This window comes from Levilactobacillus zymae (genome assembly GCF_032190635.1).
Taxonomy (GTDB): Bacteria; Bacillota; Bacilli; order Lactobacillales; family Lactobacillaceae; genus Levilactobacillus; species Levilactobacillus zymae_A.
In genome coordinates, this window is sequence record NZ_JAVLAS010000001.1 from 2,173,990 (window position 1) to 2,188,122 (window position 14,133).

Annotated in this window: 18 protein-coding genes and 1 riboswitch; of the genes, 6 read left to right on the plus strand and 12 right to left on the minus strand. The window is 53.3% G+C overall.

Annotation, left to right across the window (positions count from 1 at the left end; translation table 11 throughout):
* Positions 1-90: 90 nt before the first annotated feature.
* The 6 genes from RI501_RS10360 to RI501_RS10385 form a co-directional block, all read right to left on the minus strand.
* Entirely contained in the window at positions 91-747 is a 657-nt protein-coding gene (locus tag RI501_RS10360) for a hypothetical protein (RefSeq protein ID WP_313822326.1), read from the minus strand.
* Positions 748-826: 79 nt separating this feature from the next.
* Positions 827-1,642 carry a Cof-type HAD-IIB family hydrolase gene (locus tag RI501_RS10365; RefSeq protein ID WP_313822328.1) on the minus strand — a complete coding sequence of 272 codons (816 nt, stop codon included), beginning with the start codon at positions 1,640-1,642 and terminating at the stop codon, positions 827-829.
* Positions 1,643-1,696: 54 nt separating this feature from the next.
* Positions 1,697-2,512: an alpha/beta hydrolase gene (locus RI501_RS10370; protein WP_313822330.1), complete on the minus strand. Its 816-nt coding sequence runs from the start codon at positions 2,510-2,512 to the stop codon at positions 1,697-1,699.
* Positions 2,499-3,800: a PTS transporter subunit EIIC gene (locus RI501_RS10375; RefSeq protein ID WP_313822332.1), complete on the minus strand. Its 1,302-nt coding sequence runs from the start codon at positions 3,798-3,800 to the stop codon at positions 2,499-2,501. Before RI501_RS10375 ends, RI501_RS10370 begins: the two co-directional genes overlap by 14 nt.
* Positions 3,801-3,873: 73 nt before the next feature.
* Positions 3,874-4,701 (minus strand): HAD-IIB family hydrolase, encoded by an 828-nt coding sequence (locus tag RI501_RS10380; protein WP_313822334.1) that lies wholly within the window; start codon positions 4,699-4,701, stop codon positions 3,874-3,876.
* A 135-nt stretch (positions 4,702-4,836) separates the two neighbouring features.
* Positions 4,837-6,006 (minus strand): D-alanyl-D-alanine carboxypeptidase family protein, encoded by a 1,170-nt coding sequence (locus RI501_RS10385; RefSeq protein ID WP_313822336.1) that lies wholly within the window; start codon positions 6,004-6,006, stop codon positions 4,837-4,839.
* 424 nt (positions 6,007-6,430) lie between these two features.
* Positions 6,431-6,522, plus strand: a riboswitch (TPP riboswitch).
* A gap of 78 nt (positions 6,523-6,600) precedes the next feature.
* On the opposite strand from RI501_RS10385, the gene RI501_RS10390 reads away from it, so the two are divergent.
* The 5 genes from RI501_RS10390 to RI501_RS10410 all read left to right on the plus strand — a co-directional run bounded on the left by RI501_RS10390 (position 6,601) and on the right by RI501_RS10410 (position 9,880).
* Positions 6,601-7,167, plus strand: a complete 567-nt coding sequence (locus RI501_RS10390) for an ECF transporter S component (RefSeq protein WP_313822338.1) — start codon at positions 6,601-6,603, stop codon at positions 7,165-7,167.
* Positions 7,168-7,184: 17 nt separating this feature from the next.
* Positions 7,185-8,594, plus strand: coding sequence for an ABC transporter ATP-binding protein (locus RI501_RS10395; RefSeq protein ID WP_313822340.1), 1,410 nt, complete (start codon positions 7,185-7,187; stop codon positions 8,592-8,594).
* Positions 8,591-9,244, plus strand: a complete 654-nt coding sequence (locus RI501_RS10400) for an energy-coupling factor transporter transmembrane component T family protein (protein WP_313822342.1) — start codon at positions 8,591-8,593, stop codon at positions 9,242-9,244. Before RI501_RS10395 ends, RI501_RS10400 begins: the two co-directional genes overlap by 4 nt.
* A 17-nt stretch (positions 9,245-9,261) precedes the next feature.
* Positions 9,262-9,432: a hypothetical protein gene (locus RI501_RS10405; RefSeq protein WP_313822344.1), complete on the plus strand. Its 171-nt coding sequence runs from the start codon at positions 9,262-9,264 to the stop codon at positions 9,430-9,432.
* Between the two features lie 76 nt (positions 9,433-9,508).
* Positions 9,509-9,880: a hypothetical protein gene (locus RI501_RS10410; protein ID WP_313822346.1), complete on the plus strand. Its 372-nt coding sequence runs from the start codon at positions 9,509-9,511 to the stop codon at positions 9,878-9,880.
* Between the two features lie 173 nt (positions 9,881-10,053).
* On the opposite strand, the gene RI501_RS10415 is transcribed toward RI501_RS10410, so the two are convergent.
* Positions 10,054-10,230 (minus strand): hypothetical protein, encoded by a 177-nt coding sequence (locus tag RI501_RS10415; RefSeq protein ID WP_313822348.1) that lies wholly within the window; start codon positions 10,228-10,230, stop codon positions 10,054-10,056.
* A gap of 284 nt (positions 10,231-10,514) precedes the next feature.
* On the opposite strand from RI501_RS10415, the gene RI501_RS10420 reads away from it, so the two are divergent.
* Positions 10,515-10,709, plus strand: coding sequence for an LBP_cg2779 family protein (locus tag RI501_RS10420; RefSeq protein WP_313822349.1), 195 nt, complete (start codon positions 10,515-10,517; stop codon positions 10,707-10,709).
* Between the two features lie 47 nt (positions 10,710-10,756).
* Here the strand turns inward: RI501_RS10420 and RI501_RS10425 are convergent, their stop codons facing one another.
* The 5 genes from RI501_RS10425 to RI501_RS10445 form a co-directional block, all read right to left on the minus strand.
* Positions 10,757-11,272 carry an O-acetyl-ADP-ribose deacetylase gene (locus RI501_RS10425; RefSeq protein ID WP_313822351.1) on the minus strand — a complete coding sequence of 172 codons (516 nt, stop codon included), beginning with the start codon at positions 11,270-11,272 and terminating at the stop codon, positions 10,757-10,759.
* A 4-nt stretch (positions 11,273-11,276) separates the two neighbouring features.
* The gene (locus tag RI501_RS10430) at positions 11,277-11,531 is read right to left on the minus strand and encodes a zinc ribbon domain-containing protein (RefSeq protein WP_313822353.1); all 255 of its coding nucleotides are present in this window, start codon (positions 11,529-11,531) and stop codon (positions 11,277-11,279) included.
* Complete coding sequence (locus RI501_RS10435) at positions 11,521-11,886, minus strand: hypothetical protein (RefSeq protein WP_313822355.1); 366 nt, start codon at positions 11,884-11,886, stop codon at positions 11,521-11,523. Before RI501_RS10435 ends, RI501_RS10430 begins: the two co-directional genes overlap by 11 nt.
* Positions 11,887-11,904: 18 nt before the next feature.
* The gene (locus tag RI501_RS10440; protein WP_313822357.1) at positions 11,905-13,068 is read right to left on the minus strand and encodes a hypothetical protein; all 1,164 of its coding nucleotides are present in this window, start codon (positions 13,066-13,068) and stop codon (positions 11,905-11,907) included.
* Positions 13,069-13,153: 85 nt separating this feature from the next.
* On the minus strand, positions 13,154-14,128 hold the full coding sequence (locus RI501_RS10445) for an asparaginase (RefSeq protein ID WP_313822358.1): 975 nt from the start codon (positions 14,126-14,128) through the stop codon (positions 13,154-13,156).
* Between the last annotated feature and the right edge of the window lie 5 nt (positions 14,129-14,133).

The following is a 14,133-nucleotide window of genomic DNA, read 5'->3' on the forward strand; positions in this document are numbered from 1 at the left end:
TTACTAAAAAAACGGCGTTCCCTTTACGGAACGCCGTTTTTGCTGTCTGCCGGAAAGAATATTCCTCCCAGGGCCGTTTCAGTGCCTGCATTATTTCTTAATATTAAAGTTCTTCACCATGGTATCCACGGCTTGGTTGGCATATTGCGTGGCGATTTGTTCCTTCTGGGCTTGCGTAGCCTCGATAGAAGCAAACGCCTTTAAGTACTTCTTGTACATGGTCGGTTGAACGTACTTCTTGGCATATGCCTTGGCTGGATTGGTCTTGGTTCGCGTATAGGTATAAGTCTTTCCGCTGTTCGCTAAGCGCCGGTTGGCCTTAGTCCCAGTGAGCTTGGTGGTAAACTTGTTGGCCGACTTCTTGGTCAGCTTGAACGTATAGGCTTTCTTTGATAATGACGTCGTCGTCTTGCCGTTGGCCGTCTTAAAGTTAATCAGCTTATACTTCATGGTCAACACTTTGCTGTTCTTACTCAGTTTCATCGAGTTCAGGGCCCCGTACTTGACGTTCGGCACGCTACCAAAGTCCCCCATCACCAGAATGGTTGCGGACTTCTTGCTGTTAGTCGAAGCCTTGACCGTTTCAAAGTGAAAGGCACTCTTCGCCTTGGCACTCTTATAGTAACTTTGTAGATCCTTGTTTGCGAACTTGACGCTAGTCTTGGCACTGGCCACACTAGGGGTGAACACGCCACCCATGGTTCCTACTGCCAACATCGTCATTCCTATTTTCGCCCATAAACGCATCCCAATTTCCTCCTTAAGTTCCTTAGCTGTTTCATTTAGTGTGCCATATTCAACCCAACTTGTCAGTTAAGGTGTTTCACTAATTTAATGTCGCTTGAAAAACCTGCCGTAGATAAGCGGCCACCCCGGCGGCATTATTGTCCTTCGGTGTCTCGTGATTGGCAGCCGCTTTGATTTCCGGCTGACCATTCAGCATAGCGACCCCGCCACCTGCGGCCTTAATCATCCCTAAATCGTTTTCGGCATCCCCAAAAGCCATTAAGTGGCTAAAGTTCCAGCCAAAATGGGTCAACAATTGGCCCAACCCCACGGCCTTGTCCATCTCGGCCGCCAAGAATTCCAAGATTTTCGGTTGCGACCGCACGACGTGATACTTTTGTTTCAGGTCCGGCGTCAAGCGAGCCACCACCTGATCCAAGACGGCGGCGTCCGTGGCCATTACCGCCTTGCTGTAGAGATGGTCCGGTAAATCAGCAAAGGCCGTTGGGGTGAACGTCATCGGCGCCTTGAGCATCTGCTGATACACGGACGGTTTCAGGTCGGCTACCGGGTAAACTTGGTCAAAGTCCAAGATGTCTAACGGATAGCCGTTGGCTGACGCGAAGGCGTGTAGCAGGTCGAAGTCGTGATGTTTAAGTCCACTTTGGGCCAACGTTTCCTTCGTCACGTTGTTCACCACTAAAGCGCCGTTAAAGGTAATGGTAAAATCCTCCGGGGTGGTTAATCCCAGTTGTTGGATGTAACCCCAAATGGCGTTGATGGGCCGTCCGGTGCATAACACGACCTTCATTCCCGCCTGATGGAGCTGGCGCAGCGTGGCAACGTTTTCTTCACTAATCGTTTTATCGGTATTTAGTAGCGTCTCGTCTAAATCGAGCGCAATCATCTTGATCATGGCGTAGCCTCCCGTTAACTCCAGTCTACTCGTTACAATTTTAAAAATAAACCTCTAGTCCAAAAGATCCTGCCGAATCAAATGCACGATTTGTTGATTTTCCGGTAAGTTCGCGTGGTTGGCATTCGCACCACTCACGGTAATCTGCGTGAAGCTTTTGACCTGCTTTTGAAAGATGTATTTCCCCCGATCCACACTATCAAACGGGACGATACCGTCGCCATCATATGACTGACTACCGGCTAACGAATACACCACGAGATGCTTCGATAGATTTTGCCGGCCAGCCACCAGTTGTTTAAAGAGGGGGGTGTCGACCTTGGGGTTGGCCTCTTCTAGGTTAAACGGTGACGCGATGGTCATCAAGCGGTCAGCGTGGGCCCCAGTCTTCGCCAACGCATTTTCCATAAACAGCGTCAGGACCAGGCCCCCGTTAGAGTGCCCCATCGCCGAGAAGTGGTTAAAATGATAGGTTTTCTGCAAGGCTTGAAAGGCGATGGCAAACCACGCCGCTTGGCGCCGAATGTTGGTCAACCCGTCGGTCTTATTCTGAAACCCAATCACGATAAACGGGCGCCGGTCGCCCCGCCGAATTGACCCACTATAAACTAATTGATTGTTCGTCTTCACTTCGACCCGCAACAAGCTATGCTGCGTTTTGGTCTGCGTGTTCAGTTCCTTGACCAGGGCATTAAAGCGGTTCTGCGTGGCACTAGACCCCGGTACCAAGATCACCGGCGCCATCGCACTTTGGTAGTTGGCCCGCGCATGTCGGGTTTGCTGGGAACACCAAAAGAGCCCCGGAAGACTCAGTAGGATCACCAATAGTCCCAACACCCAGAGTCCCCGATAATGGTTAAAGCGTCGCATTGGCACTCGCCTCCTCGTGAACTTGCCGTTCAGCGATGGCCGCCCACTTTACAAACGGATAATAAATGACCGTACTCAACGCTAGGTTGACCAGTGCTAACCCCAAGGCCGACCAGGCACCCCCCGTTCCCAGGAAGCTGATCAACGGTCCGGGAGTCCCCACGGCAAAGGGGTAAGCCGAAGCCGGAACCCAATGCAGGCCCAAGCACAGACTACTTAGTGACAAACATGCCAGGGGCGCGACAATCAACGGCACCAGGAGCACCGGACTGAGGATAACCGGTAACCCCACGAGCAGGGGCGCGTTGACATTCCCCATTACGGGCAGCACACTTAACCACCCAATCCGCCGTTGCGCGGTGTTTTGGGTCACCAGCAAAATAGCCACGAGTAACCCCAGCGTCATCCCGGTGCCCCCCATATTCGCGTAGGGTTGGCTCACGGTTTGCACCGTCAGGGGATGCGGTAAGTGCCAGTTACCCGTGGTTAACACCGCAGCCAGATTTTGGGCAGCCATCACGGACTGCTCCGGGGTGGTTGGCACCGGACTTAACACGCCTAGCCAATTCAGCGCACCATTTAACACGCTAAAAACGGCGAGCTGCCCCCACCCATCTGCCAGATTAAGTGGGGCCCGTAACCAGGCACTAAACCCAGTCTGCAGGCTAAACGGCGCTCGTAACAGCCAGATCAGCCCCCCGGCCGCCACCAATAACAAGCCCAACGTGCCCAACGTTAATGGGCGTTCTAACGTATCACCGGGCTGCGACCAGTGCAACACACTCCACCGGTAGAGGTTACCGATTAATAACCCCACTACCGCTCCCACAGCTAATCCGGTTAGGCCGAGGTTCATCGCTAACCATTCGGGCGACCGGCCCACCTGTACGGTCGCCGGGTTGACATTCAATACTTGCAAGCCCAGGACCGCGATCCCCCCCGCCATTAAGCGGTCACTAGAAGCGGCGGTGACCCGGGCTACCAATAAGTAACTGACGACAAACGCCATCCCCAAAACTGCTAAGCCCAATGCGCCCGTTTGCAGCAGGAGCACGCCTTGCTGCAAACGGGTCCGGCGCAGTAGCCAGGTGGTCACGTGTAGCGTCTGGTAATAATAACCCGTGGGTTCCAGCCAGCTGCGGTTGACGAGATCCGCTAGGGTGCCCACAAGGACCAACGGAAAGATCAGCCGTAACGCCGTCAAGAGTACCCGGACCTGTTGATTTTTTCGCCACCGAACTTCCCCCGCAATCATCCATTGACCGAGCTGGCTTACTGGTTCACGCATACGCTGTCCCCCCAATTCCCCCCAATAGTACGGCACCACGGGCAAGCAACTCACCACTTAAGGGTTAGTTCGGTTACTCCGCGAACGCCGCTAGCCACGCCGCAATCTGGTCTAAAACGACCGGGGACGCATTGGTCCGTGTCGTGCATTGGTCGGCTTCCGCGAGAATCTCGGGGGCGGCGTTCGCCACCGCAATGCCTTGACCCGCCCACTGCAATAATGCCAGATCGTTACCAGAATCGCCGAAAGCTGCCACTTGGGTGCTCGAAATCTGCCAGTCACGTGCCAAGGCTTGCACCGCGGTGGCCTTATTAACGCCCGGTAACGACACGTTAAAGCCTCCCAAGCCGCTACTAGTCGCCGTTAGTTGTGGTGCAAATCGGTGGTTAAAGGCTGCCACCTGCGGGCGCACGTCGGTCCGGTGCCAGGTGACATCCAATTTCAAGATAGGGGCTGTCACCTGCGTTAGGTGCGCAACGTGCGTCAAACTGGGATAAAAGGCTTGTGATGCCCGAAACCGAGCACTCGTCACCGGTAACTCCGTGTACGCGCGGTCCGCCCCACAACTAATTAAGAAATTATCCGCCAAGCGCGGATCCCGCTGAATCCAGGTGATGGCTGTGCGCACTAACGGGGTTGGAATCACCTGTGTCTGTAAGACCTCACCGCGCCCAGTCACCGTTAACGCGCCATCTTCGACCACGTAGGTCAGCTCATGAACCGCTGCTAAGTCGCCGAACAACTCAACCACGTGATCGAGCGGGTCGCCGGTCGCGACGACAAAGTGACTGTCGTGCTGGGCCAACTTCCGTAAGAGTCGATCTAAGCGCGCGTGGTCGTAAGTGCCCCGGGGGTCCAAGAAGGTGCCGTCTAAGTCCGTCGCAATGAGTCGTGGTAGCATGTTTTTCAATCCTCCTGATCAATCGTGAAAGTACTTTCAGCATACCGATTTACTTCGGGTGACGCAACGCTCAGCTCTCGTGCGACGCAAAAAGGCCGCCCCGTCCCTGCGGACGACGCGGCCTTATTTAAACGTTTAATTAGTCATACTGCTCGATTGGTACGCGTGATTCATCAAAGAACGGGTTTCCGTAAATTCGTTTTCGTCGTGGAGGACCACCGTGATCACCCGGTGTTTACCAGTCTTCTGGCCAGTCCCCACAAAACAGTAGCCTGCCAGTGGCGTGTACCCGGTCTTCAAGCCATCGACGTTTAGCGATGCCTGGTAGTACTTTCGACCAGATAGCAGGTTGTTGTAATTATATAACGACTGCCCGTCAACGGTTTTAGACCCAATCTTCCCGTCGGTCACCACGCGCGGATAATCGTTGATCAGGTGCCGGGCGATCGTCGCCACGTCCTTAGGCGACACTTGATTAGCGTTAGCGGAACCGTAATTATACCCGAAAGCCTTCAAGTCGCTGTTTTCCAACCCGGACGCCGAGACAAAGCTGGTGTGCGTTAACCCCCAACTCTTGGCCTGGGCATTCATCTGCTGGATGAACTTGGCATTACTGCCGGCAACCCATTTTCCTAGAGCAATCGCCGCGTTGTTCGACGAATCCAGATAGGCAGCATAGTAGAGGTCTTTGACCGTATACTTATGACCACTCTTAAACTTAAAGCCACCGCACGCGGCATCGTTTCCCATGGCAATCAGCCCCTTGCTGCTGGTATTGACCACGTCGTTCCAGCTTCCCGAACTGCTATTAACCTTTTTGAGGGTCAAATAGAGGGTCATAATCTTGGAGACCGAGGCAATCGGTCGGGCCGTGTTGGCCGCTTTAGACCAGACCACTTTCCCGGTGCTGGCGTCCATAGCCACGGCCCCCTTAGCGTACTTCAGACCAAACGGGGCGGTTCCCTTGGTCAGATAGCCGTGCCAAATCCAGCCCTTGACAGAACCCGCCTTATTAGCCACGTACAGGTAAATGCCCTTCGAATTACCGTGCTTGAGGGTTGCTTGCTTGGTGGCGTACCAGGTGGTGTTGGGGTAGGTCTTCAGATTAGCCACCTTACGTGAATGGCTCTGATTGTACAATGCCCCGCTCGTGTTTTTCTTGTGGTAGGCTGTTTTAGCGATACTCTTGGACGACACCGTCGTATGCGTAGCCGCGTGAGCCGACTGAGGGTGGGTTAACCCAACTCCCATGGTCATGGTGACCACAAAGGCCAACGTCCCTAACTTTAACTTACCAATTGTCATGTCATAAGTCCCTTCTGATTCAAATAAGTTGTTTCTAATTTAGCATGGCTAGCTAGTTAAAAACACCGGTCAGCGGGCTTTGTAATCCGGCTGTTGTGTCTGTCATCTCCCTGTAATCCACCACTTGGCGGTCCTAAGATGGTCGCGCTCACAGCTCGATTCCCGCTTTTAAGGCATCAGGTTACCGTTCACCCGTTCTGCCCTACTAGCCTAACTAGTCCAGGGGCTCACTGGCTGGTGCAATAAAATTTAATCTTTTACTCAGTTGAATCCACGAGCTGTCTCGTGATTGGTCCGGACCATTTGGCGGTCACACTGTTGTTTGCCCGGACCATTCCCGGACTCAACAGCTAAAGCCTTAGATACGATTGTCACCCGTTAGCGGTTGCATTTTATCAACAGAATGGTTACGCTAAGAGTAATTTAAATCCGACTGGGGTGCCCGTATGGCTGAGATTAAACCCATTGAACCTGCTCTGGATAATTCCAGCGAAGGGACGGTGACTTATCAAGCAATTGGCCCCCACTATCAATTTAGTGGGGCCTTTTTACATTCGGGAACTCCTGCGGCAAATTTGAGGAGGAGACAGATTTATGGCACGTTGGCACGTTAAAGAGATTATTCTAGTCACAATTTTAGCAATTTTTATGGGGGTGATTTTCTGGGTCACCGGTCCACTCTACACCCTCTTGGGCGCCGCCTTAGCTCCCTTAGGACTCCAACCCATGGCTAACGACCTACTCTTAGGGCTCTGGTGCATGGCCGGTCCCTTAGCCGGCTTCATCATTCGCATCCCCGGTGCCGCAACCTTAGGCGAGTTTCTGGGCTCCGTCGTCGAAATGTTTCTGGGCAACATGTGGGGCGCAACAACCCTAATCTCCGGAATTGTTCAGGGAATTGGTTCCGAATTAGGGTTTGCCTTCACGGGTTACAAACACTACAATTGGCTGACGTTAGTGCTTAGTGCCCTGACCACCACGCTGGTGACCTTTGGGTGGGACTTTTTCCGCAATGGCTACAACAAGTATCAACTCGGCTTTATGCTCCTCCTACTCATGACACGGTTTATTTCCGTCTTTATCTTCGGGGGTGTGTTAACCAAGCTCATCACTAATCTGTTGAACCGAGCTCACATTCTAGCACCACGCGCAAAAGCTTAACTATTGGAGGAACCTATTTGGCGACCATTACCATTCAAAACTTAACGTACGCCCCGACGCACCAATCTCCGGTCTTACGGGATCTCACGGCCACCTTTACGGGCGGTCGTTTTTCCCTTCTAACCGGACCGTCGGGGAGTGGCAAGACCACCTTATTACGCTTGATGGCCGGCCTCACCCCATTACCGGCTGGTGCCACCATCACCTTTGACGGTCAGCCCTTGACCGCCCGGTCCCCGCGTCAGCGGTCCCGGACCGTGGCACTACTCTTTCAGGAGCCCAGCACCCAGTTCACCATGGACACCGTGGCTAACGAGTTGCGGTTTGCCCTGGAGAATCAACAGGTCGCTCCCAACGAGATGCCCCGTAAAATGACGGCGGCCCTAGATTTTGTCGGCATTCCCGATTTGCGCGACCGACAACTGATGCAACTTTCCGGAGGTGAGCAGCAAAAGGTCGCCTTGGCGATTATCGTGGCCATGGATAGCGACGTCATCTTACTCGACGAACCCTTTGCCAGCATCGATCCCGCCACCCGCCAGACCTTATTAGATCGCCTAGTACAATTGTGCCGTCAACGGGGAAAAACCATCATTTTGGCCGATCACGATTTGAGTGGCTACGCCCGGTGGATCGACCACTTAACGGTTCTTAACGCCGGTCAGCTCACTACCTTATCTGCAACTGCTACCCAGGCGCGTTTAGCAGCCTTCACCCCGGAACGCTTACAATTGACCCACGTTCAGATCCCGGCGACTAACGCTACGGCCGACCTGCAGGGCCACCACTTTGGTCTGGCTCCTCACGACCGTGTTTTAGTACGCCCCCAATCCCTGGCTCTCATGGCGCATAAGTTCACCTTGATTACAGGACCGAACGGTAGTGGGAAATCTACCTTCTTTCGCGCCTTGGTTCGACTAAGCCCCTACCAGGGACGCTTAACCTACCAAGGACGTGACATTCTCCGACTCCGCCGGCGGGCCTACGCCCGTCACGTGAGCCTGATGTTTCAATCAGCCACGGCGCAATTTCTCAACGTTACGGTTGCCGAAGAACTAGCCCTGTCGCAAAAATACGGAAACACCGCCTACTTCACTCCCGAACGGGTCCGAGCGGCCTTAGACCAGTTGCATCTCGCCGGTCGCGACGATCAGATTATCTATTCCCTAAGTAGTGGTCAACAAAAGAAACTGCAATTACTTTGTCTGTTGATAATGGCCCCAAATGTGCTCCTGCTCGACGAACCTTTAAAGGGACTCGACTTGCAGTCCGTGCACGCAGCGTTGACACTGCTAACCACCACCCAGCAGGATCTCAACTTGACCCTAGTGATGATTAGTCATCAACTGAGTGGTCTCAATGACTATGTCGATTACCACTTGGCATTAACCCACCAACAATTTGTTTATCAGGAGGCGACACCGTGAATCCCACGTTAAAATTAGCCACGATTGTGTTAATCGCCCTTGAGATTTCGTTCACTCAGGTCTGGTCGGTCAACGTCTGCCTAATCATCGTGGGCTTGGCCATTCTGTTGGGGACCCACGTACGTCTGCGGACACTGCTGTGGTTGACCATCGTCCCGCTCTTCTTCGCCAGTTCCCTGGTCTGGTCGCTGATGCTTCGGGGGAATGCCACCAATCACTTCTTGCTGGTGCTGTTTACCCGGACGTTTGTGTACGTCTACCTCGGCGCGACCTTTACCCAGACCACGACCACGCTTGAACTAACACGGTCGTTGGAGCAAAACGCCAAGCTTCCCTCAAAGTTCGCCTACGGGTTCCTGGCTGCCTTTAATCTCTTCCCCAAGATTCGCGCGGAAGTCGCCACCGTGCGAGCCGCCGCATTGATGCGCGGTCAAGTGCTGCACGTCTGGTCCCCACAGCTGTATTTTAAGGTCATTTTGACCGCCATGACTTGGTCCGAACAACTGGCCGACGCCATGACCTCACACGGCTACGTCGAGGGGGCACCACGAACCTACGCCGTGACGGTGCCCCTGCATCTTAAGGATTGGCTCTACTTCATCGGCAGTCTGATCTTGGTCCAAATCGGTCTCGTGATTGGTCTCCCCTAACTTGAAAGGAGTTTTTGATGTTTACCGCTGCCGCTCATACCGCCACGCTGACTGCCCAATTAGCTCTCGCCAACCGGGTAGCCACCCCAGAAAATACCCCGGATCTGCTGGCTGCTTTCCAAAAGAGTAGCTGGTACGAGCTTAACTTTTGGCAAATGGCGTTGGATCACGAAGATTGGCACGGCTAAGCTAACCTAGCGGGGCGTTCGATTGTTCAAGTTCACCGGGGTGCCTTATAATGGGGTTACACCGATATAGAAAGTGGTGAGTCCGTTGAAAAACTTGCGGCAATTATCCTTCTTAGAATTATTTGGCTTCTTAGCACTGCTCCTAGGGCTGGTGATCGCGGGCTACGCACTGTTCCATAATCCCGGAACGGTGACCAGCGGCGATGACATGTTTGGCGGTGCCGTGGTCTTAACCTTAGCAGCAGCATTCCTGCACCGTCGCTCGCTGGGGCTCCGCTTAAGTTTGATTGGTCTCAGCGCCCTTGGGTTGGGTTACTTCGTGTTCAGCCACACCCACGCCTGGCTGTGGACCATCGTTTTGACCCTGGTGGCAGCAGCGTTTCTAATTTTCTGCGTTGGCTTGCGCCACGATGTCCGTCAAAACCACAGCCATTGGCCACAATTTTAATAATCACCTAACTAACTGTGCCGAACCGGTCACAGTTTTTTTATGCCAAAAGAAAACAGGCCAACCGAAGTTGACCTGCTTCCCTGCTTGATAAACTACAAAAGACTGTAGTCATGTAATCATTATGATTACCGATATTTAGAGAAAACCCTACCGGTATTCCCGGTTCCAGATTAGTCCGCGTGATGCTGATGCGGCACAACCCGCGCATACGGCGGGTGACTTGGCCGGGATTGCGTCTGCAATTGTGTGGTAGACTCCTTGCCCATCAAAAACCATGACAGGCTGCTGACAACGGCCAACATCACAATGGCGACTCCCAGGCCGGTAATTACCCGTTTTAAATTCATGTTGCCACCTCATTTACCTCTTGTGTCGGGTTAAAAGCTAGAGTCTAGCTTAACTGCCGAATATCACAAAACGGTGACAGAACATCGAAAATCTGCTAACAGTTTCATCACTGTACGTTAACGGGGAATTGTCATATTGTGTTTTAGTTTACGCAATTTTACCGCAATCATCAAGTCTAAATCAAAAGTTTTGCTGTTTAGGGGACTTATTACGCCCCTTTGGCCAAACTTTAGTATAATGAAGTTTGAATAGCAAGTAGGATTATCATTTGGAGGGATTATGAATGAGTCAAGAATTAAGTAGTCTGGCTGAAGCAATCATCGCCTACCAAAAGAAATACGATAAGACTGACGGTGAGATGGCTTACGGCTCTCGCCTCACGGTTGAGAAGTTCCACGCCATCAAGACCGGTGAACTGCAACCCAATAGTGACGAACAAAGCGCACTGCAAAGTTTAATCGCTAAGAAACCCATGTAAGCGTTAAGTAAAGGGGCCCGGAAATAACTTCCGGCCCCCTTTTTTGATTAATGTGTTGTTTGGGCGGCCCAAGCCCGTTGATACGCCTGCGCCGTTGAGACATCAAATGCCACCAACCGCACCGTCACGTCTGGATGGACGGCCAACCAAGTAGCAATCGTGTGCGTGGCCACCCGGGCCGCCGCATCTAGCGGGTAACCGTAGACCCCCGTACTGATTGACGGGAAGTCCACACTGCGGCAGCCTTGTTGGGCGGCCAACGCCAAACTGTGCCGATACGAATTGGCCAGTAAGCGTGCTTCGCCCCGCGTGCCACCGTGCCACACCGGACCAGGCGTATGAATAACCCACTTCGCCGGTAACCGAAAACCGGGCGTGATCTTGGCCTCGCCGGTTGCACAGCCGTTGAGGGGCACACAGGCCGCAAAGAGCTCGGGCCCCGCCGCGCGATGGATAGCTCCGTCGACGCCGCCCCCGCCTAACAGCGTGGTGTTGGCGGCGTTAACGATGGCATCAACGTGGCTGTGCGTAATGTCGCCTTGAATCACTTGAAACTTTGCCATCATTTCACTCCTTTGACCACGGCCACCACCAACGACGCGGTTTAGTCGCCGTTGGGGCGCCATCACGCTGCTTTAAACGCTTCATGCCCTCCTTATAAGGATTCGCATATAACGCATTCAGATTCAACTTTGGGGACGTCTCTGCGGTCTTATCCGTTCCCCTAAACGCCTGAAGATCCGTGTGACACTGCGGACAGGTCGTCTCGTGAGCCGTCACCCGCGTCCCACAGTGGGGACAAAATTGTAAGCTAACTGTCATGCTGGTTCCCTTCTTTTGAACGGCGCTGCTGTCGTTGTTGATTTCGTTGCCGATTACGCTGCTGCGTGGCGGCCGCTTGTCTTGCGGCGGCCTGCCGTTGTGCCGCTAACCGTTCCGCTCGTTGTTGCGCGACTATGGCCTGCTGTTGCTCCGCCGCTCGCCGTTTAGCCTGACGACGATAGCTATAGTAGCTCCACAACCCCACAGCCCCGAAAGCCACGATGATCTGTAGTGGCACCTGCCACCACACGACTTTAGTTGCCAAAAACAGGTCGTAACCAATCAACAAAATGGCCATTGCGCCCACCACGGAACAGGTGTCCCGTAGCCAACGGGGCCAGGTTTTCCAGTGCATATCAGTCACTCCTTTAAGCTACAAATCGCCCTCAACCTTTAATTGGCGTTCGGTCAGATAAGCATCGAGGTAACCAAAGGCTAATTCGTCAACGTCGGCCACCTGATAAATCTTGCCAACTTGGTCCAGCTGGCCGTCCTCAACTTGATGAAAGATAAACCGCTTGGCCCCCACTTGGCTAGGATAACCCAGCAGGCTTTGGCCAGAATGCAGCTTCACGCGAATCACGGTGTGGAACGCCGCCGCCTGGGTCAGTCGGGCACCAAATTGGTCAACCGTCGCATCGAAGAGCCGTTCGTCGTTTAATACCGGCTGAATACGGTGACGATTGGCGCGGTTCAATAACGTAAATAGCCGCATGGTTTGTAAATAGTCGGATTGTAACACGATGGCGTGCAGCTCGCTTAAGCGCATCACTGTGTAGCCTCCGAATTGTCCGGTCATGTCCACCAGACTGAGAATGACGGCGTTACGGGTTAACGTGTTGACCCGCCCCACAAAAAAGAGTTCTCGGTCGTGAGCCGGCACTAAAGCCACCAGGGCGTCCTGATCGACTAAGCGCGCTAAGGTATCCCGCAATTGTGTGGGTGCCGTCACCCGCTCGGTCTCGACGTGCGTTAATTGCTGTAACCGAGGAGCCGCTAAACTTTGTAACGATAGCTCCTGGCCCTGGAACTCAATCACTTCAATCTGGTCGGGATTAATCTCACGGCGTGGCTGGTCCGTATAATCAAATTTATTTAAAATCTGTACGGTCACCGTGTCGCTGCCCACGTGGGTCACCAGGCCCTCGTAAAAGTGCGGATCGTTCGCCAAGACCAGCATCACAACCAAGTGATCGACCCAGGCATGGCTCAGGATTTGCCGGCGTAAATCGCGCTGACCGTCGAAGCGCATGGTCAGACCGCCCGCCTGTACAAAACGCTCCTCTTGAGCAATCTGCATCCGAAAGGCCATGTTGTCCAGATCATCGCTGGAAAATTCAACCTCATCAATCACGTCTAACGCCAAAAAGACGGCTCCATCGGGTAACCCGTAATCGTCGTAAGTGGCCAACACCATGCCGGTTTGACCAACCGTAGTCACGTACCCCGTATAAACAACGTCTTGATTGGCCTGATACACGTTAACCAAGAGCCGTTGGGCCAGCGCCCGATTTAAATCATTAACAATGGAATTCATTGAACGGCCCCCTTTTTATTTTTACCATTTTGAAAATTCTACCATATATGCCCTTAAATAGCTCGCCAAGGGACGGGCCAATCGTTTAAGATACGGCTGTCCGCATGAATTGCCGTAAAGCGGTGGCCGATAACCCGGCACTGAGACCCACTAAGAGCTTGATGCGTGCTTTCTGTCCGTTGAGTCCCTGACACAGGATAAGTCCCATCTTACGTAGTTCGATGCCGCCGCCTGGATAATCGTAGATATCCGTGGCGACGCCATTGTAACACCTTGATACCAACACAATTGGAATTTGCCGGTCTAACAGCCGTTGTACGGCCGGTAACGTCTGAGGAGGTAAATTCCCCGCGCCTAAGCCTTCAACGACCAGGCCGGCCGTCTGATCGTTATTGAGGGCGTCAAAGAACGTTCCGTCCATCCCCGCAAAGGCCTTCAGTAGGTATACGTGGTCGACCACGTGGTCCAGATCACAGACGGTTTGCTGAATCAGCTCCTGAAAGTAGGTTGGTTGGCCCTTCGTCACCAAACCAATCGGGCCAAAGGCGGGCGTCTTAAACGTCGCAACGTTCGTGGTGTGCGTCTTGGTGACGTAACGAGCCGTGTGAATCTCATCATTCATCACGACCAAAACCCCTTTGCCCCGTGAGGCATCGGCGGCCGCCACCTGAATGGCCGACCGAAAGTTATGCAACCCGTCAGCGCCAATTTCGTTAGAGGAACGCATCGCCCCAGTCACCACCACCGGAATCGTATCCGGTACCGTTAAATCCAAGAAATAAGCTGTCTCTTCCAAGGTGTCGGTTCCGTGAGTGACCACCACACCGTCGAGGCCTTCCGCAATGGCCTGAGCAATTCGCTGCTGAATGGTCAGCATCTGGACTGGTGTCATGTGCGGCGACGGCAAATTGAACAGGTCATCGGTAATCACTTGCACCTGATCATCCAGCACCTGAGTTGGGTGAGCAATGGGATTCTGGGCGTTGGGCACGATCTCCCCCTGGTCGTTTTGCGACATCGAAATCGTCCCGCCGGTGTGAATGGCTAAAATCTTCTTCATAATTG